This window comes from Mucilaginibacter sp. SG538B (genome assembly GCF_013376065.1).
GTDB classification, from domain to species: Bacteria; Bacteroidota; Bacteroidia; order Sphingobacteriales; family Sphingobacteriaceae; genus Mucilaginibacter; species Mucilaginibacter rubeus.
Map to the genome: position 1 here is coordinate 104,930 of NZ_JABMJI010000007.1, position 23,579 is coordinate 128,508.

Consider the following 23,579-nt stretch of genomic DNA (forward strand, 5'->3'; position numbering starts at 1 on the left):
CGGCTACCCGAGGGTAAACCGGCAAAGCACAATTAAAATCAGGCATAATTCAGGTTTAAGTTGAAAGGCTGATTTCTCTTGCTATCCTAAAAAATAAAAGGTAGATGCTTAAATAAATTTATCCGCGTTTATAAAACCTGTTTGAGCACCTGCTGCAGCGATAGCGTTTTACTGCAAGCCGGGGAAGCAACAGTTTAACAATAGCACCTCTTTTTATCCGGTCGCAAAATTTGTTTTTGCATCTTGGGCATATTGCATCAGGCGCTTTGCCGATAGTTGGTATTGTATCGGTTTGGCTGTTAAGGGTACGGAGATTATCCTCATTAAAAGTCACAGTCATTATATTAGGGGGTGATTGTATCTCACAAAGCTGCTTAAAAGCGATATAATAAAACTGCCATTTAGCTTTATAAAACCGCCATTTGCTTAAAAAAAGCCTCCTGTCAGTTAAAGATTTCTGAAATTAAAAAGACAATGATAGCCGGCCGGATTGTTTAAAGTAGCTCGTTAACGTCGCGGCCATAATGTTCCTTAAACAATTTGCCAAAATATGCAGGTGTATCAAACCCCGCGGCATATGACACTTCAGCAATGGTGCGGTACTTGCCGCTTTCGATAGCTTCGCGTGCTATTTGTAATTTAATGGCGCGGATGTATTTATTAGGCGTAAGTCCGGTAATTGATTTTATGCGGCGAAACAATTGCCGCTCACTGATCGCCAGTTCATAGCTCAGTGCGGCAAGGGTAAGATCGGTTTTGCCGGTATGTTTTCGTACCTGGGCTTCCAATTCCGCAAGCCAGGATAAATCGGCAGGCGAAAGTTTCAAGCCCGGATTTTCTGCCGGTTGTTCAATCTGCTGACCATTGGTTCCTGTAATCAGCTCATCATCATCAGGAATGGTAGCCCCGGAGCGGGCGGCGGCGTTATTAATAAGATTAACAGTGCGTGCAAGCAATTCGCTGCTTAGAAATGGTTTGGTGAGATAATCATCAACACCAATGTGAAGCGCTTTAAGCTTATGCCGTGTATTGGCCAATGCGGTGAGCATGATCACCGGGATGTTGCAGTAAGCCGGGCTTTGCTTCAGGGTTTCAAGCAGGGTAAAGCCATCCATTTCGGGCATCATCACATCTGATATGATCAGGCTGGGCATTACCGGCATATCCTGCAGTTTTTGCAGTGCTGCGCGGCCATTGCCGGCAGTGATGAGTCGATATTGTGGCCGTAAAATATCTGCAATATAAGCAGCCATTTCATGATGGTCTTCAACCAGCATAATAAGTTCCCCGTTAGTGTCTTTCCCCACGGTTTTACTATTCGAAACAATTACGGCTTCTGTTCCGGACATTTCAGTTGCCGGCTTTTCAGTTGCCTTAAGCGGGATAACTATCTTAAAAAACACACCCTTTCCCCAATTATTATCAACCGCAATATGCCCGCCCATCAGTTCTGTAAGTTCACGCGCTATAGCAAGGCCTATGCCTGTGCCGCCTTCTAAGAGCGCGTTATTACCCCTGCCCTGGTAATAACGGTCAAAAATATTGGGCAGATCATCCGGATGAATCCCCACACCGGTATTGGCTACTCCAAACTCAATCATTTCCTGCCTTATATCAGCAGTAATGGTTATAGTACCTGCATAAGGCGTAAACTTAATGGCATTACTGATGAGGTTATTGGCTATTTTTTCAAACTTTTCCTGATCGAGCAAAACAAAAAGCGCCGGATCAATAGAGTTGAGCAATCTGTAATCGATTTGTTTATATTCAGCGGCCGATACAAAACCCTGGTATAGTATCTTCACAAATGATAATAATGCAACGGGCTTGGGTTGTAATGCTAATTTCCCTGCTTCCAACTTGCCAAGATCAAGCAATTCGTTGGTCATATTGAGTAGCTTTTTGCTATTGCGTAATATCGAATGCAGCATGTTACGCTGTTCATCTTCATAATTAGTAAAAGCCAGGAGCTGAACCGCCGGCCCCATGATGAGCGTTAATGGAGTGCGTAATTCATGACTTATGTTTGCAAAAAAGCGTGTTTTCATAGCATCCATTTTTTCCAGCTGACTATGTTCTTCGGCCAGTAAGGCCGTCTCTCTTTTCTTTTTAAGAATAAACCAACGATAACTGATAATGGAGGCCATTATTATAAACAGCGCAAGCACAATTAAAAAATTCCGTTGTACCTCCACCAGCTTAGTTTCACCGGCGGCGATTAATAATCGTTTATCGGCCTGGTATTTTTTATCCAGTTCGGAAGCATCCCTTGCTTTATCGAGCTGGTTGATGCTGTCATTAAGCCGCCGGTACAGATAACTATACTTAAAAGCGTTTTTATAATCACCAATACCTTCATATGCATCGGTTAAATGATTATAGATGTTTTTTTGTACGGTGATGTTACTTTGTGATTCGGGTTGGAGGCTAACGGCCATTTCACCGAATCGTGCGGCCTTTTTAAACTCCTTATGATCAACATACATGGTCATAAGTTCATTAAGGTTATGCTTTTCGAGCGTTTTGAAATCGCCTTTGCGGGATAATTCCAGTGATTTCATCAGGATCTCCTCTGCCTTTTTATCCTGGTTGGTCATGAGGTAAAGCCGGCCCAGATTGCCCTGGTAACGTGCTATGCTAAAATCTGAAAGAAAATGAGCATACTTTTTATCAAGTACCTGTTCCATTAGCAGGGTAGCTTTTACCAGGTTACCCGGCGACGATATACTCCGTTCGGAAAGGATGTTGGATAGGTTACTCAGCGCAAAAATATAAGAAGCTGTATCTTTTATGCTCAATGCATCTTTTGAAGCTTGCTCAGCATAAGGCAGGGCTTGTTTAGGGTTACCTATAGATCGATAAATATCGGCAATACAAGCTCGACAGTCTATACTCAAGCTTTTCCATCCCCGATTATCGCACTCTTTCAGTATTTTAAAGGCAACATTTAAGGCTTCAACCGTTTTGGCCTCGCGACTGAGCATGTAGGCTACCATTATTGGTGCTTTTTCATAAGTAAGTGAATCGGCCGGGGTTGTCAATTTGGTAGCTTCACGGCCAAACGTTAAAGCATCATGTTCATTACCTATGCCATAAGCCTGGTAAGCCCGGGCCAGCAATACCCGCGCTTCAAATGGTTTATTGTTGTTTTTCCTGGCCGAATCGATCAGCTTTTTTGTAAGCACAGCTGCCGAATCCGGACTTTTCATGCTGCGGAGCATTTTTAATACAGGTTCTTTAGCGGGCCGGGATTGACTTTGAGCCAGTGCAGCAAAGCTGCATAAAATGATAACACAAAAAGTGATGGTCCTTCGGAAAAGATGAATAGGGTAAATTGTAATAGGGACCATGATATTGAAGCCCAAATTACAATTTTATCAGCGGCCGGAATTACCCTAATTTGAAATAAATCTCCTTATAAACAATTTTTATTCAAGGTTTTTTCAGCTTACCCGTTTTAAATCAATAGTTAAAACTGCCAATTTTGCTGTTAATATTACACCATTAAAGCTATGCCAGCTTAAGCTATAATTGATTACTTTAGCAGCTGATATCGTTATAAAATTGACCATGAAACACTACGGGCTAATTGGTTTTCCGCTTTCTCATTCATTTTCAAAAAAGTTTTTTACCGAAAAATTCAAAAACGAAGGGATTACAGATGCACGCTATGATCTTTACCCTATTGAGCATATCAAGGACCTGCAGGACCTGCTTGATGAGCATCCGGATATTTGCGGTCTTAATGTAACCATTCCTCATAAAATAAACGTGCTGCCTTTTTTAGATTGGATAGAGCATGACGCCCGTACAGCCGGCGCCGTAAACTGTATCAGGGTGACTGCCGAAAGCCCGATTGAAGCCGCATTTTCGGGCGAGATAGGGGTTAAAGACCATGATTTCAGACTGGAAGGCTATAATACCGATATTTATGGGTTTGAGGAATCATTAAAGCCTTTAATTGGCGATGGCAATGATGACGCCCTGGTTTTGGGCGATGGAGGTGCTGCAAAAGCAGTAAAATGTGTACTGGAAAATTTAGGTATCACCTATAAAGTTGTTACCCGCAAGCCAACACACCATGCGGATAATATTCTGTTTAAAGATCTTCAGCCACACCATATCTTACAGCACAAACTTATCATCAATACAACTCCTTTGGGTACCCATCCTAATATTGATGAATGCCCGCCTATACCTTATGATTTTATTGGCGAAAATCATATTTTGTACGACCTGATCTATAATCCCGAAGAAACCCTGTTTTTAAAACACGGCCGCGAGCGCGGTGCTGTTACCAAAAATGGTTACGAAATGCTGGTTTTACAGGCCGAAAAATCATGGGAGATCTGGAACTCAAAGGAGAAACATCCATGAAGTATGTAAGTTTACTGGCAGCAGTGCTATTGTTTTTGTCCGCATGCAGCGGCAATCATGATTACGCGCCCAAGCCCCGCGGCTACTATCGCATTGCGTTCCCTAAAAAAGAATACCAGGATTATGCTGCCGGTTGTCCGTATGCTTTTACATATCCCAGGTACGCCTTTATTGAACCAGATAAAAAGCGGGGTGCCAAACCTTGCTGGATAAACATGCAGTTCCCGCGGTTTAATGCCACGCTGCATTTAAGCTATCAGCCCATCACCTCAAAAAAAGAGTTTAACCAACTGGTGGAGGATGCCCGCACCTTCGCCTTTAAGCATACCGTAAAAGCCACATCCATTGACGAAGGCATTATCCATTATGCTGATAAAAAGGTTTATGGCATTTACTATACTATAGACGGCAATGCCGCTTCATCAGCGCAGTTTTTCCTTACGGATAGTGTGCATAGTTATATCCGGGGAGCGCTATATTTTAACACCGAACCCCGGCTCGACTCCATACAACCTGTGCTTAGTTTTATAAAGCAGGACATGGCGGTGATGATTAAGAGTTTTAAGTGGAAGTAGAAGCCAGAAGCAAGACAACAAGATAATAGAAGCAAGACTTTAAGAGCTGGATATTTTAACCATGCAAAATTGCTATATAGGTATTGAAATAGGTGGAACCAAACTGCAAATAGTTTTGGCCGATGATAGTTTTGTTATCAACAGGACATTTCGTTTTGCGGTAGACAGAGTGTTGGCTGCCGCAGGGATCAGGGAGCATATTGCCCAAACCATCACCAATATTTCAAAAGAGTATATCATTAAAGGTATAAGCATCGGTTTTGGCGGACCGGTTGACCGGCAGGCGGGCTGTATTGCTAAGTCGCACCAGTTAAGCGGGTGGGACGGATTTAACATTTCTGGCTGGTTGAAGCAGCAGGTTAATGTACCGGTTATTTTGGAGAATGATGCTAATGCAGCGGCCCTTGGCGAGGCATTAAAAGGGGCCGGGCGTAACTATGAACATGTATTTTATGTAACTCTTGGCAGTGGTGCAGGTGCCGGAATGGTCATTAACGGCCAAATTTATCACGGGACCAAACCTGGAGAAGCTGAGATAGGGCACATCCGCCTTAACCGCGAAGGCCTTACGCTTGAAGATAGCTGCTCGGGCTGGGCGGTTGACAAAAAGATCCGTACAGTAATCGCTCAAAAGCCTGATGGTAAACTGGCCCAACTTTGTGCGGATGTAAATGGAGGCGAGGCCAAAATGTTACTAACTGCTTTGGAACAGGGAGATGCAGATGCACTGAAAATATTGAATGATACCGCTGCCGACCTGGGCTTCGGCCTATCACATGCTGTTCATCTCTTTCATCCGGATATTATAGTGTTAGGCGGAGGCTTATCCTTATTGGGTGAGCCTTTGCGCGTTCGGGTACAAAACGCCATCCGGGCTAATACCATGATCCTGTTTTTGCCCGGGCCAGGGGTAGTAATAGCCGAATTAGGCGAATTGGCAGTGCCCGTTGGGGCAATTGAAAACCTGAGGAGGCATATAGGTTAATTAACCCTTCAAGGTCAGTTTCTCACAATTTCAGAAAATCATTCCACCTGAATAAGCTTGCCTCTATAGTAACCATCCCGACCAGGATGGAAATATGGTTTAGCTATTCCTTAAAACTTATTGTTCTGTTTCCGCCAAATTTACAAACACGCAGATGGATCTGTTGTTAATAACACAGCGGCTTAATAACTGCCATTAATTAATAAACAATGAAACTCATCAAATTCAATAAAATAGGTAATGATATCCGGTTGCATACCGAAAGCCTTGCCCATATGGGGTTTAGGAAGATATTTGAAGGTATCGATCAGCTTAAAATAAAAAACGGCGTTGATAAACTCGGCCTCGAAGGTTTTATTAACCAGTGCGCTTGTCTTGCAGCAGGTTCGGGGGCTATGGCAGGCAGCGGGGGGATGTTTACCCTCGTAGCGGGGATCCCATTTGATTTCATCAATTTAATCACCCAGCAGTTTAGGGCTATTATGGGCATTATGTATTATTACCGGGGCACGTATGATAATGGGTTCGACGATTTTATGTCGTTAGTAGCAACATCGGTAAGGGTGGAAGCCGGCGTGGCTATCACCAAATCCATGATGGAGGGCATTGCCGAAAGGATGCTCATGATATTAGGTACCCGCACTGCCGAACGCCTGGTTCCGGTTGTAGGCGCGGTTATTGGCGGTACGGCAAATTACCTGTTTATTAAACGCATGGCCGAGCAGGTGAAACGGATGCAAAAGGATTTTGTGGTTATTGAAGTAGGATAGGGTACCTAAGCGCAGAGCGGGCATATGGCGTTTAACTATAAGCTTTCGAATTACAATGCCATTAAGCAATTCCAAATTGAACTACGGTTTGATGATATACCTGAGTTGAATAAGTCCGCTTGAAAATTGCTCGGCACCAAGCAATACCAGGTTAATGCGTTCTTTTATATTTGTAAAAAGGGGGTTTCCACTACCTAAAATTACCGGGTGTACGGATAGTAATAATTCGGAGATTAGATTGTTTTTGATAAACGCTTCAACAAGTTCTGCCCCGCCAAACAACCAGATATCGCGTCCTTCCTGGCTCCTGATTTCTTCGACCCTGTTTTTAAAATCAGCAGACCTCAGTATTTCAACATTATCAGCTTGCGGATCATGAAGTGTATCTGAAAACACATAAATTTTCATGGCGGCAAACATTTTTGGATCGGTACGCATGATCAGCTCATAACTTTTGCGCCCGATGAAGATGGCATCACAGGCTTTAAAAAAGTCGGTAAGGCCATAATCCTGGTCGTCAAAGCACCAGTCGTACTCCCCATTAGGGCCCTCAATATAGCTGTCGAGACTAACAGCTACGTTTAAAATTATTTTACGCATAGCATTATTCTTCGGGTGTGTTGTTCATTTCCTGCCATTGCTTGCTAAATGATTTATCAGCTACATGCGGCATCTCGCGTAAATGGCCCCAGGTACGTTTAAAGAAGGTTTTAAGCAGGAAGTTTTTCATGCCTCCGCCAAAAAAATCGGTGAGTTTGCGTTTAAGCATTCCTTTTTTCCAGATAGCCCAGCCCCAGCGTTCTTTATTGGTAACCAGGTTTTCGTTCACCGCATCGCGGCGGTTGAGGAGCAACATTTTATGGATGTCGATCTTAACCGGGCAAACCTCGGTACATTTACCGCACAGGCTTGAAGCATAGCTCAGGTGTTTAAAATTTTCCATCCCCTGGGTATGCGGAGTAATAATAGAGCCTATCGGGCCACTGTAAGTGGTGGCATAAGTGTGGCCTCCAATGTTTTTATAAATGGGGCAACCGTTAAGGCAAGCCCCGCAACGGATGCAGTAAAGGCCCTGGCGCTGGTCTTTTTTTGCCAGCAGATTGGTGCGGCCATTATCCAGCAGTACAACGTACATTTCCTCAGGTCCGTCGGTTTCATCCGGCCGGCGCGGACCACTTAATATAGTATTGTAAACGGTAAGATTTTGCCCGGTGCCATGAGTAGATAGCATTGGCCAAAACAAGTCCAGATCGGTAATGGAAGGGATGATCTTCTCGATCCCCACAATGGCAATATGGATTTTAGGGAATGTAGTACAAAGGCGCGCGTTGCCTTCATTTTCGCTGATGGCGATGCTGCCGGTATCCGCTAATAAGAAATTGGCACCAGTGATACCTACATCGGCCTGTACATATTTTTCACGAAGCAACTCACGGGCTTTCAGGGTAATTTGTTCGGGCGTGGCATCAATGGGGGTGCCAAATTTTTCGTGGAAAAGTTTCGCGATATCCTCCTTGCTGAGGTGCATAGCCGGGGTAACAATATGATATGGCTTTTGGCCCAACAGCTGCACTATATATTCACCCAGGTCGGTTTCAAGCGATTCTATTTGATTGCTCTCTAAAAACTCGTTCAGGTGAATTTCTTCCGTAACCATCGATTTGGATTTCACCACAGTTTTGGCGTCGGCTTTTTTGATGATGTTCAGGATCTCACGCTGGGCCTCTTCTACGTCGTTAGCCCAGATCACCTTGCCGCCTCGTTTCTGAAAATTGGCCTCAAATTCGGGGAGGAACTTATCCAGGTTTTCCATCACCTTCCATTTAAGCACATGACCTTTCTTTTTGGCATTATCTAAATTGATAATGCGCGAAAGGCCCCGCGATACCGCTGTATTGTACCGGTCAATATTGAAGTTGATGATGCGACGGTGATCGGCATCAAAAGCCTTCTCCTCCGATTTTACCAAAAATTCTTCAGCGGTTGCTCCCATATATGCGAAAGTAGGATTTTTGTTTTATTTTTTGGGTGAGTGGTTGATTTAGTTGATTATGTGAGTGGTTGTTTTTGAACAGATAGCATGTTAGAAAGTTTTAAAAGCTTCTCATTGCCGCGGGTTTAGCGCAGCGTAACCCGTGGTTCTAAATAATTGAAGCTTTCAGCTTCAGTGGTTAAGTTGAAAACTTAACCGATACAACCCACGGGTTGCGCTGCGCTAAACCCGCGGCAGTTATTTATAAAACACAAAAGGCGCATATTGTGCGCCTTTTGTGTTTTATTTTATTGAGAGAACCACTCTCCCAATCAACCACTCACTATTTCCCTCCGGCAGCCGCTGCATCCACTACAGGGCGTTTATCGCGGTTGGCAAGCTCCCATCCGGTGTAAAATACCAGTTGAGCGCGTTTGGCCAGCAGCGGGAAATTGATCTTGCTTACTTCGTCGCCCGGCTGGTGGTAATCAGCGTGTACACCGTTGAAGTAGAAGATGATTGGTACGCCATGTTTTGCAAAATTATAATGATCGCTGCGGTAGTAAAACCTGTTTGGATCATTTGGATCGTCATACTTGTAATCAAGCTTTAACTTGGTGTAAGTGTTATTGGCATTTTCACCAATTTCATGCAGTTCCTTGCTCAGCATGGCCGAGCCGATGGGGTATACATAATTTGCAGAATCGGGTTTGCCGATGTATTCTTCACCAACGCGACCAATCATGTCAATATTTAAATCGGTAATGGTGTTAGCCAATGGAAATACAGGATGGTCTGAATAATACTCTGAGCCCAATAAACCTTTTTCTTCGCCAACGTTACCTAAAAACAGGATGCTGCGACGGGGGCCGTGACCGTCTTTTTTAGCTTTTGCAAAAGCGCGGGCAATTTCCAAAATGCCGGTAGTACCCGAGCCATCATCGTCGGCGCCGTTGTTCACTTTATCTTTTGCTTTTTCATCTGGGTTTAAACCGATATGGTCATAGTGTGCTGAAAAGATCAATACTTCATCTTTCAGGTCGGTACCAGGCATGTAACCTAATACGTCAACTGCTTTTACATCTTTTTTAGTAGTTGCGTAGTTTATAACTACATTATCTTTTATAACAGTAGCAGGGGTAACTGCTGCTGCAGAAGCAGATTTAAGATCAGCATAAGTTTTACCGGTTGGTTTTACCAGTTCGTCAGCTAATGCAGACGTGATGTTAAATACAGGGGCATTGGTGTTTGCCGGTTTAGCTGCGTCATCTTTAATAGTTAACCGCGGACTTGTTACGCTTTTTCCAAAGCGGGCCAGTGCAGCTGCAATACCCGGGTTAGCAGCTAATATGATAGCGGGATTTTTGCTTTGTAAGTTTTTTACAACCTTCATACGTGCATTGCTCATGCGATAGCTGGTATTTGGTGTTGCTCCTGCTTCGGGCTTATCTTCGTTGATCCAAAGTATAATTTTACCCGCCAAATCAGTGCTGCCTATTTCGGCATCGGTACCGTAGCCAACAAAAACGATATCACTTACAGATATACTTTTATCAGGGAACGCACCTCCTAAATAAAAATCGGTACCATACTCAAATGATTTGCCGTTAACGGTGAATGCTGTTACTTTTAACGCATTTTCGGTAAGAGGAACATCAAAAAAGTACGATCCGTTAACAGGAGCCTGGAGCCCTAATTTTTTAAACTCGCCAGCTATATAGTTAGCGGCTTTTTCGGCGCCGGGTTTACCTGTTTCCCGGCCTTCAAAGGCATCCGAAGCCAGGATGCTCAGGTGCTTTTTCGCATCTTCAGCAGTTATCAGCCCGGCATATTTCATTGCCGTAGCATTCTGCTGGGCACAGGCTGTCGTTGCCGAAGCCAGCGCGATGAGCAATAGTGGTAATTTATTCATTCTTTTAGTTAATAGTTCTTTTTCTGAGGTGAATTTGAGGTCAAAGGCAAAAGGTTAAGGGCGAAAGGTAGCTGCAATCATAGCAATATTGGAACGATTGGCACCTTTTGCCTTTTTCCTTTAACCTTTCACCTCCAACCTAAATCAAACGCAGGCTATCTTTTCTACACGGTTAGCATGCCTGCCGCCTTCAAATTCAGTATTTAAAAATGTAGTTACTATAGCCTTCGCTTCTTCGGGGGTAACAAAGCGGGCAGGTACGCAAACTATATTGGCGTTGTTGTGGCTGCGGGCCAGTACTGCTATTTCTTCTTTCCAGCAAATGGCTGCGCGAATGCCCTGGTGTTTGTTGGCAGTTATGGCAACGCCATTGGCTGCGCCGCAAATCAGGATCCCGAGGTCACACTCACCGCTTTCAACGGCATTGGCCACAGGGTGTGCAAAATCAGGATAATCAACCGATTCGGATGAATAGGTGCCGAAATCTTTTACTTCGACAGAAGACAGCGCCTCTGTTAAAATTTTTTTGTAATCGTACCCAGCGTGGTCCGAACCGATAGCTATTTTTAATCCTTGCTTCATTTATCAAAAGTATAACGTTTTATCGCTTGTTAAAGGTAAGTTTTTTGTTATAAACCAGCCAGTTTGTAATTGCTTAAAAAAGGAAATACTTACCCGAAAAATATGCGAATCTCGCCTTTTTTGTAGTCTTCATTCACTAAAAAAGCATGCTGCCGGTTTAAAGAAGGCAATTACGCTTTATCTAACTCCTGTTCTTTTTTAATCCTCCGTTTTTCAACAAGACCGGCTACAACTATACTAACCTCGTACAAAACAAACAGCGGGATACTAACTACGGTCATCGTAAGCATATCAGGAGTAGGGGTAACCACGGCGGCTATGATCAGGATCACTACAATAGCGTAACGGCGGGTTTCTTTCATGAACTTAGGTGTCATGACACCCAGGTTGGCCAATATATACACGATGATGGGCAATTGGAAAACAACGCCTGTAGCCAGGGTAAGGGTAGCTACCGACGAGATATAAGAATCGATATCAAATAAATTTTGGATAGCCGCACTCACCGTATAACTCGACAGGAAATTGATTGACATCGGTGTGATCACGAAGTAACCAAAAGTGATCCCTAAAAAGAAAAGCACACAGGCATAAAACACAAAGCCGGTAGCGGCTTTACGCTCGGCGTCATGCAATGCGGGTTTAATAAAACGCCATATCTCCCATATCAGGTAAGGGACGCCCAATGTGATACCGATAATTAATGCCGAGTTGATTTGCAGGGTAAACTGGCCCGCCATTTCGGTATTAATGAGCTTGATGTTTACTTTGTCAATACAAAAACCATCACGGTGCAGGGCGGCGCCAATTTTGCAAAGCATCCTGTAAGTCCAGAAGGTTGACTTGCTGGGCCCCATGATAATGGTATCAAAGATCCAGTCGTAGTAGTAAAAAACAACAGCGGTAAATATTACAATTGCTACCGAAGCTCTTACGAGGTGCCATCTCAAGGCTTCGAGGTGATCAAAGAACGACATTTCTGCCTCTAACGTTTTACCTTTATCCTTTATGGCCTTGATGATCTTGTTCTCGCTCATTGTAATATATACCGCTGTATCAACGCTATAGTGCTAAATACGTTTTATAGTATGAAGATAGTTTGAATTTATTTTTATAATTCAAATGTATCCATAAACTTGGTGGTAAAGTTACCAGCACGGAAGTTAGGATCCTTCAATAATTTTAAATGGAATGGAATTGTAGTTTTCACGCCTTCTATCACAAATTCGCTCAACGCACGCTCCATGGTGCTCAAAGCCTCATCGCGTGTTTGGGCCACGCAAATTACCTTGGCAATCATCGAGTCGTAGTTTGGCGGGATAACATAGCCGGTGTACACGTGTGTATCAATACGTACACCATGGCCACCAGGAGAGTGGAAATTGGTTATTTTACCCGGTGACGGACGGAAACCGTTAAACGGATCTTCGGCATTAATACGGCATTCAATGGCATGCATTGTTGGCTCGTAGTTTTTACCAGAGATAGGGATTCCTGCAGCTACTTTAATTTGCTCTTTGATCAGGTCGAAGTTGATCACCTCTTCGGTAACCGGGTGTTCTACCTGGATGCGGGTGTTCATCTCCATAAAGTAGAAGTTGCGGTCTTTATCAACCAAAAACTCTACAGTGCCGGCACCTTCATATTTAACAGCTTTGGCGCCTTTAATAGCTGCCTCACCCATCTTTTTACGGAGTTTTTCGGTCATGAAAGGGGAAGGTGATTCCTCAACCAGTTTCTGGTGACGGCGCTGGATAGAGCAGTCACGTTCAGAAAGGTGGCATACTTTGCCAAACTGATCGCCCACAACCTGAATTTCGATGTGGCGCGGGTCCTGAACATATTTTTCAAGGTATAAGCCATCGTTACCAAAGGCTGCACCTGATTCGGCACGGGCCGAGTCCCAGGCGTTCTCAAACTCTTCGTCTTTCCAAACAATACGCATACCACGGCCACCACCGCCGGCAGTTGCTTTTAATATAACAGGGTAACCTATTTTATTGGCGATAGCAATACCCGATTTTACATCGGCAAGCAGACCATCAGATCCGGGAACAATAGGCACACCGGCTTTTTTCATGGTATCTTTGGCCGAAGCTTTATCACCCATCTGGTTGATCTGCTCGGCAGTAGCACCGATAAATTTGATACCATACTCAGCGCAAATGGCCGAAAATTTAGCATTTTCAGACAGGAAACCGTAACCTGGATGGATCGCATCTGCATTGGTTAGTTCGGCAGCCGAAATGATGTTAGGAATATTTAAATAAGAATCGCGGCTTGGCGGCGGGCCGATACAAACAGCCTCGTCGGCAAAGCGAACATGAAGACTATCGCGATCTGCAGTTGAATATACAGCTACCGTTTTAATACCCATTTCTTTACAAGTACGGATAATACGAAGGGCGATTTCGCCACGGTTAGCTATTAATATTTTTTTAAACATTGTTTTTCTTGAATATGCAAATTACAGATGTGCAAATATGCAGATGAAAAATATTAATGAATGATTGAAGGGCAAATATGTAAATTATAAATGTGCAAACGAATTAAATATCATCTGCACATCTGTAATTTGCACATACGCGCATCAATTAAACTGGTTCTACTAAAAACAGGGGTTGATCGTACTCAACAGGTGAGGCGTTATCAACAAGGATTTTTACCACGCGGCCCGAAACTTCTGATTCAATTTCATTGAACAGTTTCATAGCTTCAATGATACATACTACAGAACCTGGTTTGATCTCATCGCCAACATTAACAAACATAGGTTTATCCGGGCTTGATGAGCGGTAAAAAGTCCCGATCATAGGCGATTTAACGGTAATGTATTTCGATGTATCCGGAGCAGCCGGTGCAGCAGGCTCAACAGGCGCAGGAGCCGGAGCAGATGGCAATGCCTGTGTAACAGGTTGCGTAACTGCCGGAATAGTGGCATGAACCACTGTAGGTTGCACCTCGTTGGTTTTTATGGTGATCTTAAAATCTTTTTGCTCGATTGATACTTCGTTCACGCCCGATTTGGAAACAAAGCGAATAAGGTCCTGAATTTGTTTAATATCCATGTTGAAGGATTAATTGGTTTTGGACAAAGTTTATATCTAAGTTATAGTCAAATGTGCAGATATGCAAATGCGCAGATATGCAAGTTATGTGTTGATTAATTAGCTTTTAAAATGACCGGCTATCGTAATTAAGCGGTCTGTTTTCTATTCCCTTAAGCAGATAACATGTACTTTTTACAGATGTTTTAAATTTCTGATGTGATGAATATACCTCCTTTATGTAAATTGGCACATCCGCACATCTGGAATCAGCACATCAATAAGCCCATTTTAAATAAACTGAACCCCAGGTAAAGCCACCGCCAAAGGCTGCTAAAATGAGGTTATCCCCTTTTTTAAACTTGCTTTCCCATTCCCACAGGCAAAGCGGGATGGTGCCGTTGGTGGTATTGCCATAGCGCTCGATGTTAACGATCACTTTATCTGAGCTTATACCTGTACGGTTTGCAGTAGCATCGATAATACGCTTGTTGGCCTGGTGTGGTACCAGCCAGGCAATATCATCACCGGTAAGGTGGTTGCGTTCCATTACCTCGTGCGCAACATCGGCCATATTGGTTACCGCAAATTTAAACACGGCCTGGCCTTCCTGGTAGGCGAAGTGTTCTTTAGCATCAACCGTTTCATGGCTCGCCGGTTTCAATGAACCGCCGGCTTTCAGGTTTAGGTACTGACTGCCCGAACCATCGCTTTTTAAAATAGAATCGATAATACCGTTGCCTTCTTCATTAGGCTCAAGCAATACCGCGCCGCAGCCGTCGCCGAAAATGATGCAGGTAGCACGGTCCTGGTAGTTAATAATAGCCGACATTTTATCGCCGCCAACAACCAGCACCTTTTTATGCTTGCCGCTTTCAATAAATTGAGCGCCGGTGGTTAAACCGTATACGAAGCCTGAACAGGCTGCCTGCAAATCAAATCCCCATGCGTTTTTAGCACCAATTTTATGCGCTAAAAGATTTGCTGTAGCGGGGAAGATCATATCGGGGGTTGTAGTACAAAAGATGATAAGATCGATCTCATCGGCACCGATGCCGCGTTTTCTGAGCAGCTCGGTAACAGCAGGGACCGCCATATCTGATGTAGCAAGGCCTTCGCCTTTTAATATGCGCCGCTCCTTGATACCGGTACGGCTGGTTATCCATTCGTCATTTGTATCAACCATCGTTTCCAGTTCCTGGTTGGTTAATACATAGTCGGGAACGTAACCATGTACTGCGGTAATAGCGGCATGAACTTTACTCATCTTTATAAAATTACTGGAATGCTTGTTTTATTTTATCAACGAGGTTACTCTCTACCATGTTCTTTGATAAAAGGACCATGTTTTTTATTGCCTCGGGGCTCGAGATGCCGTGACCAACAACAACGGGAGCATTTACGCCCAGTATCGGGCTGCCACCGTATTGTTCATAATTAAACCTGTCAAAAAACTCGTCCTTTAGCTGTTTTTTCCGCGTTATAACATAGAACGATTCAGCAAGCTTTAATATTACATTGCCGGTAAAACCGTCGCATACATAAACGTCGGCGCTTTCACTAAAAAGATCGCGTCCTTCAACATTACCTACAAAGTTAAACAACGATGTAGCTTTCATTAATGGGTAGGTGGCCTGGCTAAGGATATTACCTTTTTCTTCTTCTTCGCCAATATTTATGAGCGCAACCCGTGGATTGGCTATATCATAAACGGTTTGGGCAAACAAGCTGCCGAGCACGCCGAACTGAACAAGCACATCGGGCTTACAATCGGCATTGGCACCTACATCCAACAAAATACCCAAACCGCCTTTAAGTTTGGGTACAATAGTAGTCATTGCCGGACGTACAACACCCGGAATAGTTTTCACGCTGAACATGGCACCAACAAGCATGGCGCCGGTATTGCCAGCTGATGAGAATGCCTGGATTTCGCCGCTTTTTAACAGCTGGAAACCAACTGATATGCTCGAATCAGGCTTCTGAACAATAGCTTTGGTAGGGTGTTCACCCATACCAATAACTTCGGTTGTATGTACAAATTCGAAGTTATCAGGGCTTACACCATTTTCCTGAAGAATACTTACTGTAACTTCCTTATCGCCAATAAGTACCAGTTTCTGGTCGGCAGATAAAGTTTTATACGCTTCGATAGCTCCTAAAACAGCTGCTTTGGGAGCGTAATCACCGCCCATAATATCTAAGCCAATCTTCATTCTCAGAAAATTAAACTTATGCTACTGCTGCTTTCTCAATAAGAACTTTACCGTTGTAGTAAACATTACCATCAACAGTATATGCCCTGTGCGGCAAATGCACAGCGCCTGTAGTTTGGCAGGTAGTTAAAGTTGGAGCTTCCGCTTTGTAATGCGTTCTGCGTTTATCTCTCCTTGATTTCGAAAATTTCCGCTTTGGATGTGGCATAATATCCTAATATTAATTATTTATTCATTTTCCTGAGCGCATCCCACCGTGGGTCTGTTTGCTCACTTTGTTCACCATTTGCCGAAAAACTATTTAGTTTTTCAAGCATTTCTTTATCACAATAAGGGGTTTCACCCTCGTTGTCGCAAACCGATATAAACGGCACTGCAACGTTAATGTATTCGTAAATCAACCCGGCTATATCAATCTCATGATCGTTTTTGCCAAGGATAATGATCTCCTCGTCTTCATCTATCAGTTCATCGCTGAACTTAGCTATTTGCTGTTCAGTAATATCAACCTGCTGCGGCAGTTGCGATAAACACCTGTCGCAGGTAGTATCAATTGTGCCGTCTATCTTAAAATGCAGGATCAGCATAGTTTCCTGCTTATCCAGTTCAACCTCACAGTGCAGGGTTGCTTTTTTTACGAGCGAATATTCAAACTCATCAAAAAAGTCATCCTGTATGTCATACTCAAACTGGTGTTTCCCAAGTTTAAGCCCCGTAAAGGGAATCGAATATTTTTTAAGCGATTTCAATGAGCAACAATTAGCCCGCAAATGTAGAGAAAAATACCATAACTGGAAAGTGTTTTTTTATTTTGCCCTTTTGAGGAGGTTAAAGGTAAAAGGAGAAAGGTAAAAGGCTGGAGTACAGTGATTTTTACGCAATGCAAAAATCACTGTTCTATCTTTATGGAATTAGTTTGATAAAACCTCGCCCTTCATTTTTGAGGCAATTTGCAGCGCTTTGTATGCATTGACTATGCCCCCGGTTTTGGATAGCGTTGTAAAATCAACCTTTTCGGTTTTGCTGCCGGGTTTTAATACCATGGTGCCCCTTAGCGGTGTTGCCGAGCCTAAAATAGCTTCCTTTACCTGCTTAGCACTCAGGCTTGGATAGTATTCTAATATCAAAGCCGCAATGCCTGCCGTTATTGGCGACGAAAAGCTGGTGCCGTCTTCTGTATCAACCTCAGCATCGGTAGTAATTGAGGTAACTTTTACCCCTGGCGCAAATATATCAACGCTCTTTTTGCCGTAATTGGAAAAATCACCGGCAAGGTTTTGCCCCATTCTGGGCCCCGATGCACCAACGCTAATCACGTTATCAGCATCGCTTGATGAGCCATCTAAAAAAATATCATTTGGAAATTCGGGCTGAAGATCCATATCCTGGTTATCGTTACCGGCAGCCATCACTAATAAAACATCCTTTGAGGCAGCATATTTGAAAGCGGCATCTACCCATTCCTTGTGCGGCGAGATCTTTTTTCCGAAACTCATGTTAACCACCCTGGCACCGTTATCAACCGCGTAGCGTATAGCATTGGCTACGTCTTTATCATATTCATCGCCATTAGGGATGGCCTTAATGATCATCAGTTTTACATTATCGGCCACGCCATTGATACCATAATTGTTGTTACGCACCGCGCCAATGAGCCCGGCCACACCGGTGCCATGTGCCGCATCTGCAAATTTTACCAGGTTATTGCCATATGGTTTGCCATCCATTGTATCCGGATCATCGCCTACAATGCGTTTGCGCGATGTAAGGTCGGGCGATACATCATTGTTAAGTTTCGCCAGGTATTCGCTCAGGTCCTTAATGATTTTGGCATTGGTAGAACCCGCGCCCTCCTGCGAAAACACCGATTCCCAAACATATTTGCTTTGGCTTAGGGTGTCATTAGTGGCTTTAACCTTTACAAGGTCGGCCTGGGTAAAAGTGCCGTTTGCCGGTAAGTTCAGACCGCGCTTAATATACCCGCTGGTAACCATCAACGCGTTCATCACCGGCGAAAGCTGGCCGATTTCGGTATTGGCCTTGTTTACTGTTGAATCATAAACCGTTTTAACACGCAGCCAGTAAGCATATTCTTTTTTATTGGTAGCGGTCGAATCCGTAACCGAAGCATATTTACCTTTTAATTTATTGTATTCACGTACCTCTTCTGTGGTTTCGGTAAAGTCGGCTTTGCCGCCGGGGCCGCCTAAAAAGTTCCATCCATGTATATCGTCAACGTAGCCATTATGGTCGTCATCAATGCCGTTTCCCGGGATCTCCTTTTTATTCACCCATAGCACCGTTTTTAGGTCCGTTTGCAGGGTGTCGGCACCGCTGTCGATAGTTGCGACGAGAACAGGTTTGCTTTTTTTGCCTTGTACAAACAGGTATGCTTGCTTTAAACTGATGCCGTAAAAGCCGCTTTCCTTTAAATCAAGCAGGTGCCAGGCTTTTGGCGGGGCGGGGTCGGCAACAGGTGCCTGTTGTGCCGATACCGGTAAATTAACTAATAATGCTGCTGATAAAGTGGTTGCGCTTACGTACTTGCAAAATTTGAACATGAACTTGGGTTATAGTATGTCTTATCTAAGACTTAATAAATTGTTTTAGTTTAATCTTCCGGCTTTTTACGTGCCGACTTTCATTTAGGTTAATTTTTATTTTCCGGGGCGTTAGTGAAACTATCCGAACCGGGATTTGGGTGGATTATGTGGATGGCCAGGATTTTATTTCTTATCCTGTTTATAAATCGGGATTTTATTCCCGTCCTACTTATAAATAGGACAAGCAAATCCCATAAATCTTAAAAATCGCCCCCAATCCTGGTTCAGACTTTACAAATCAAACTTTATCCCCTGAGCTAAAGGCAGCGTTTTTGAATAGTTTATAGTATTGGTTTGCCGCCTCATATAAACTTTCCATGCATCCGAGCCTGACTCCCTGCCGCCGCCTGTTTCCTTTTCACCGCCGAAAGCGCCGCCTATTTCGGCGCCCGATGTACCGATGTTAACATTGGCAATTCCGCAATCAGAACCTGCGTAGGATAAAAATTGTTCTGCCTCGCGCAAATTATTGGTCATAATAGCCGATGACAATCCCTGCGGAACACCATTTTGCAGATCGATAGCCTCCTCAATAGTATTGTATTTGATGAGGTAAAGGATAGGGGCAAAGGTTTCATGCTGCACTATCTTAAAGTGATTTTCAACTTCGGCAATGCACGGTTTAACATAGCAACCAGATTCATAACCAACGCCTTCCAGCTTACCGCCCTCAACCACAAAATTGCCGCCTTCGGCCTTGCATTTTTCAATCGACTCAAGATACAAGGCAACAGCATCGGTGTCAATCAACGGGCCCATATGGTTGTGTTCATCCAATGGGTTTCCAATCCTGATCTGCTTATAAGCGTTAACCAGCTTTTGCTTAAATGCCTCGTAAACGCTTTCATGAATAATAAGCCTGCGGGTACTGGTACAACGCTGGCCGGCAGTACCCACGGCGCCAAACACCGCGCCGATGAGCGACATGTCTAAATCGGCATTTTCACTGATGATGATGGCATTATTACCGCCAAGTTCCAACAGGCTTTTGCCCAGCCTTGCGCCAACCGCGGCACTTACAGCTTTACCCATACGGGTTGAGCCGGTGGCAGATACTAACGGAACGCGTGTATCAGCAGCCATAAGTTCGCCTATGTTACGGTCGCCAATAACCAGGCATGAAACACCTTCTTCAATATTATTCTTTTTAAACACCTCCTGCGCTATATGCTGGCAGGCAATAGCCGTTAAAGGCGTTTTTTCGGATGGTTTCCAGATGCATACATCGCCGCAAACCCAGGCAAGTAAGGAGTTCCAGCTCCAAACCGCCACGGGGAAGTTAAATGCCGAAATAATACCTACAATGCCCAGCGGGTGATATTGCTCATACATGCGGTGCTCTGGCCTTTCGCTGTGCATGGTTAAACCGTAAAGCTGGCGGCTTAAGCCAACTGCAAAATCGGCAATATCTATCATCTCCTGCACCTCGCCCAGGCCTTCCTGCAGGCTTTTGCCCATTTCGTAGGACACCAGGGTGCCCAGGTCTTGTTTGGCTGCGCGTAAAGCCTCACCAATCTGGCGCACTATTTCGCCCCGTTTAGGTGCCGGGGTTTTGCGCCAGGTTTTAAATGCTTTGGCTGCCTGCTCAACCGCCTGGTTATAATCTGCTTCGGTTGCCAGCCTTACTGATGCTATTTTTTTGCCGTCGACCGGCGATGTTATATCTTTTACTGCGGCACCGTCGCTGCTGCCCCAGGTACTGCCTGTACTAAAGGCGTCATTAATATCGTTTATATGTAAACGTTTTAGGATATCTGAAATATTAGGCTCCATAATTGTTACTTTTGCCAAAGGTAGAAATCTTTAGGGCAATTTTTCAGAATCACTCATCGCTTGCCTGTTGTATCCATTGTCATTAATTATCAATGCTTTGTATTGAACAGTTGTTAAGAATGTTTGAATGTTGAAAACTAAATTGCATTTTGGATGCTTACTTATTGTAATTTGAACTCAATAAGTCTTTACAAGGCAATTTGTCAACCTAAAGCGGATGTTCTGCAAACAAAATTGAATGGAAGAAGAATTTGAATTTGGTTTTACCGAAGACCCAAAATTCTCGGTAGAACGGTACGAGGAAATGATCAGAAATCAGGACTTGTACTTTTTTGATGCCCAGGCGTTTGAGAACATTATCGACTACTACATCGAAAAAAATGATCCGGCCAGGGCATTACAGGTAGCAGAGTACGCGCGGAGCCAGCACCCTTTTGCGGCAATTTTCCTGATTAAACAGGCCCAACTGCTTGTGGTAAGCAACAAGGTTCCGGAGGCTTTTGCCGCACTGGATAAAGCTGCTATGCTCGAAGCATCTGACGCGGATATCTATATCATCCGTGGTAATCTGTACGAAAGCCTGGAGCGTTACTCCGAGGCGCTGGAAAATTACGAAAAAGCGCTTGACCTTGCCGAAGAGACCGACGAGATCCTGCTGCACATAGCCTACGTTTATCAAAACATGGGCGATTATGATACTGCTATAACCTATCTTAAGCTTTGCCTTAAGCAAAATATGGAAAACCAGGATGCCCTTTACGAGCTGGCTTTTTGCTACGACGTGATGGACAACCAGCAGGAAAGCGTACAGTTTTATCAGCAATATATCGATAACGAACCGTACAGCTACGCGGCCTGGTATAACTTGGGCAACGCTTATACCAAGCTAAGCCTGTTTGAAAAAGCCATCGATGCTTATGACTATGCTATATTAATTAAGGACAGCTTTGCTTCGGCCTATTTTAACAAAGGCAACGCACTGGTTAACCTTGAAAAATATGCAGAAGCTATAGAAGTATACCGTCATACTTTTGAGTATGAACAGCCTAATGCCGATACGTATTGTGCCATTGGCGAATGCTACGAAAAGCTGGAGCAAATGGACGACGCCCGGGCTTTCTACAAAAAATCGGTTAAAATGGATCCAAAGCTGGCCGATGCCTGGTTTGGGATAGGTGTAACCCTTGATTTTGAGGAGCGCTATTTTGAGGCCCTGCACTTTTATAAAAAGGCACTTGACCTTGACATCGCCAATGCCGATTACTGGTTTGCTATTGCCGATGCCGAATATAAGCTCGGGCATTTGGATGAAGCAGAAAAGGCTTACGAAAAGGTGGTTGAGCTAAATCCGCTTGATATTGATGCCTGGCTTGATTATTCGTCGATACTTTACGAGCAGCAAAAGCTTAATGAAGCTATTGAAATTATAGCCCAGGCTATCAAAAATAACCCCGAAGCTGCCGAGCTATACTACCGTATGGTGGCTTACCTGTTTGCCAAAGGCGAATACAATGAAGCCCTTAACAACCTGGAGTATGCTTTAGCAGCCGATCCGGAAAAACATTACATCCTGTTTGATTACCTGCCGCAATTGCAAAAGAATAAAGTGATTGTGGATATTATCAACAGGTATACTAAGTAGGGAGAATGGTTGATTGGGTTGATTAGGTGAATTATCTCACTAATAAAAATTAAAACATAAAAGGCGCGTATTATGCGTCTTTTGTGTTTTAGGGGTATTTAAACTACTCTCCTAATCAACCCAATCAACCACTCACCATAAAAATCACAATAATGAATTTACCATGAGCTTTAAAATCATTTAACATTTGAAATTTGCACATCTGCATATTTGTTGCGACCTTTGCTTCGTTAGAACTTTTAGTTATAGGCTATAACAAATACTTACAATGAACTACACTATTAATCATCTTCCTGACCGTACAACTAAACCACGTGATAAAGGTATTACCATGGTTATGGATAAAGGCCTTAGCTTGCGCCAGGTTGAAGATTTTATTGAAGTTGGCGGGCAGTATACCGATATTGTAAAGCTGGGTTGGGCTACATCATATGTAACCCCTAACCTTGAACAAAAGCTAAAGCTCTACCGGGAGGCGGGGATCCCTGTTTATTTTGGGGGAACCTTGTTTGAGGCCTTTATTGTACGTAACCAGTTTGACGATTACCGCCGTTTATTGGATAAGTACCAACTGGAACATTGCGAAGTATCCGATGGTTCCATCACCATTGAGCATGATGTTAAATGTAACTATATCAGCGAGCTGGCCAAACAGGTTACGGTAATATCCGAAGTTGGCTCAAAAGATGTTCAAAAGATTTTTGCCCCTTATAAATGGATCAAACTGATGAATGCCGAAATTGAGGCCGGCTCATGGAAAGTAATTGCTGAGGCACGTGAAAGCGGAAATGTGGGTATTTATCGTGATTCGGGAGAGGTACGCCAGGGATTGATTGATGAGATCCTAACCCAGATTCCTGAAGGGACTATTATTTGGGAAGCGCCTCAAAAAGCGCAGCAAGTTTGGTTCATTAAATTGATAGGTGCAAATGTAAGCCTGGGTAATATCGCCCCAACGGATATCATCCCGCTTGAAACCCTAAGGTTAGGTATCCGCAGCGATACTTTCGACCATTTTTTAGAGATGTAATTGTTGACTGATCTTAATATAACAATTAACCCAGCCTCCGGAGTAATCCGGAGGCTTTTTGTTTTAGAAGGCAAGAGTCAACCTTACATACAGGC

Annotated in this window: 20 protein-coding genes; 6 read left to right on the plus strand and 14 right to left on the minus strand. The window is 43.7% G+C overall.

Annotation, left to right across the window (positions count from 1 at the left end):
• Positions 1–494 precede the first annotated feature (494 nt).
• Positions 495–3,209: an ATP-binding protein gene (locus FHW88_RS27885; RefSeq protein WP_176628823.1), complete on the minus strand. Its 2,715-nt coding sequence runs from the start codon at positions 3,207–3,209 to the stop codon at positions 495–497.
• Between the two features lie 361 nt (positions 3,210–3,570).
• Between FHW88_RS27885 and FHW88_RS27890 the strand changes: the two genes are divergently transcribed.
• From FHW88_RS27890 to FHW88_RS27905, 4 genes are all read left to right on the plus strand, one after another.
• The gene (locus tag FHW88_RS27890) at positions 3,571–4,377 is read left to right on the plus strand and encodes a shikimate dehydrogenase family protein (RefSeq protein ID WP_091173039.1); all 807 of its coding nucleotides are present in this window, start codon (positions 3,571–3,573) and stop codon (positions 4,375–4,377) included.
• Positions 4,341–4,952 (plus strand): gliding motility lipoprotein GldD, encoded by a 612-nt coding sequence (gene gldD, locus FHW88_RS27895; RefSeq protein WP_255485473.1) that lies wholly within the window; start codon positions 4,341–4,343, stop codon positions 4,950–4,952. The genes FHW88_RS27890 and gldD overlap by 37 nt, the downstream gene beginning before the upstream one ends.
• 61 nt (positions 4,953–5,013) lie before the next feature.
• Complete coding sequence (locus FHW88_RS27900; protein ID WP_176628824.1) at positions 5,014–5,937, plus strand: ROK family protein; 924 nt, start codon at positions 5,014–5,016, stop codon at positions 5,935–5,937.
• 209 nt (positions 5,938–6,146) lie between these two features.
• On the plus strand, positions 6,147–6,707 hold the full coding sequence (locus FHW88_RS27905; protein ID WP_090534765.1) for a hypothetical protein: 561 nt from the start codon (positions 6,147–6,149) through the stop codon (positions 6,705–6,707).
• Positions 6,708–6,788: 81 nt separating this feature from the next.
• On the opposite strand, the gene FHW88_RS27910 is transcribed toward FHW88_RS27905, so the two are convergent.
• From FHW88_RS27910 to FHW88_RS27970, 13 genes are all read right to left on the minus strand, one after another.
• Entirely contained in the window at positions 6,789–7,307 is a 519-nt protein-coding gene (locus FHW88_RS27910; RefSeq protein ID WP_176628825.1) for a dihydrofolate reductase family protein, read from the minus strand.
• A 4-nt stretch (positions 7,308–7,311) separates the two neighbouring features.
• Positions 7,312–8,700 (minus strand): LutB/LldF family L-lactate oxidation iron-sulfur protein, encoded by a 1,389-nt coding sequence (locus FHW88_RS27915; RefSeq protein ID WP_176628826.1) that lies wholly within the window; start codon positions 8,698–8,700, stop codon positions 7,312–7,314.
• A gap of 322 nt (positions 8,701–9,022) precedes the next feature.
• Positions 9,023–10,591 (minus strand): M28 family peptidase, encoded by a 1,569-nt coding sequence (locus FHW88_RS27920; RefSeq protein ID WP_176628827.1) that lies wholly within the window; start codon positions 10,589–10,591, stop codon positions 9,023–9,025.
• Between the two features lie 144 nt (positions 10,592–10,735).
• The gene (gene rpiB, locus FHW88_RS27925) at positions 10,736–11,173 is read right to left on the minus strand and encodes a ribose 5-phosphate isomerase B (RefSeq protein WP_176628828.1); all 438 of its coding nucleotides are present in this window, start codon (positions 11,171–11,173) and stop codon (positions 10,736–10,738) included.
• Positions 11,174–11,343: 170 nt separating this feature from the next.
• Positions 11,344–12,210 carry a twin-arginine translocase subunit TatC gene (tatC, locus tag FHW88_RS27930; protein WP_090534774.1) on the minus strand — a complete coding sequence of 289 codons (867 nt, stop codon included), beginning with the start codon at positions 12,208–12,210 and terminating at the stop codon, positions 11,344–11,346.
• A 74-nt stretch (positions 12,211–12,284) separates the two neighbouring features.
• Positions 12,285–13,619 carry an acetyl-CoA carboxylase biotin carboxylase subunit gene (gene accC / locus FHW88_RS27935; protein ID WP_090534775.1) on the minus strand — a complete coding sequence of 445 codons (1,335 nt, stop codon included), beginning with the start codon at positions 13,617–13,619 and terminating at the stop codon, positions 12,285–12,287.
• Between the two features lie 148 nt (positions 13,620–13,767).
• On the minus strand, positions 13,768–14,241 hold the full coding sequence (gene accB / locus FHW88_RS27940; protein WP_176628829.1) for an acetyl-CoA carboxylase biotin carboxyl carrier protein: 474 nt from the start codon (positions 14,239–14,241) through the stop codon (positions 13,768–13,770).
• Positions 14,242–14,497: 256 nt separating this feature from the next.
• Entirely contained in the window at positions 14,498–15,487 is a 990-nt protein-coding gene (locus tag FHW88_RS27945; RefSeq protein WP_176628830.1) for a beta-ketoacyl-ACP synthase III, read from the minus strand.
• A 10-nt stretch (positions 15,488–15,497) separates the two neighbouring features.
• Complete coding sequence (gene plsX, locus FHW88_RS27950; protein WP_176628831.1) at positions 15,498–16,436, minus strand: phosphate acyltransferase PlsX; 939 nt, start codon at positions 16,434–16,436, stop codon at positions 15,498–15,500.
• Positions 16,437–16,452: 16 nt separating this feature from the next.
• Positions 16,453–16,644 (minus strand): 50S ribosomal protein L32, encoded by a 192-nt coding sequence (gene rpmF / locus FHW88_RS27955; protein WP_090534782.1) that lies wholly within the window; start codon positions 16,642–16,644, stop codon positions 16,453–16,455.
• Positions 16,645–16,660: 16 nt separating this feature from the next.
• Positions 16,661–17,185 carry a YceD family protein gene (locus tag FHW88_RS27960; RefSeq protein ID WP_176628832.1) on the minus strand — a complete coding sequence of 175 codons (525 nt, stop codon included), beginning with the start codon at positions 17,183–17,185 and terminating at the stop codon, positions 16,661–16,663.
• Between the two features lie 162 nt (positions 17,186–17,347).
• The gene (locus tag FHW88_RS27965) at positions 17,348–18,997 is read right to left on the minus strand and encodes a S8 family serine peptidase (protein WP_176628833.1); all 1,650 of its coding nucleotides are present in this window, start codon (positions 18,995–18,997) and stop codon (positions 17,348–17,350) included.
• 273 nt (positions 18,998–19,270) lie between these two features.
• On the minus strand, positions 19,271–20,812 hold the full coding sequence (locus tag FHW88_RS27970; protein WP_176628869.1) for an aldehyde dehydrogenase family protein: 1,542 nt from the start codon (positions 20,810–20,812) through the stop codon (positions 19,271–19,273).
• Positions 20,813–21,050: 238 nt separating this feature from the next.
• Here FHW88_RS27970 and FHW88_RS27975 point away from each other — a divergent pair, with 238 nt between their 5' ends.
• Together FHW88_RS27975 and FHW88_RS27980 are read left to right on the plus strand one after the other, a co-directional pair.
• Entirely contained in the window at positions 21,051–22,454 is a 1,404-nt protein-coding gene (locus tag FHW88_RS27975; protein ID WP_110586176.1) for a tetratricopeptide repeat protein, read from the plus strand.
• A gap of 268 nt (positions 22,455–22,722) precedes the next feature.
• Entirely contained in the window at positions 22,723–23,484 is a 762-nt protein-coding gene (locus tag FHW88_RS27980) for a phosphosulfolactate synthase (protein ID WP_176628834.1), read from the plus strand.
• Positions 23,485–23,579: the final 95 nt, after the last annotated feature.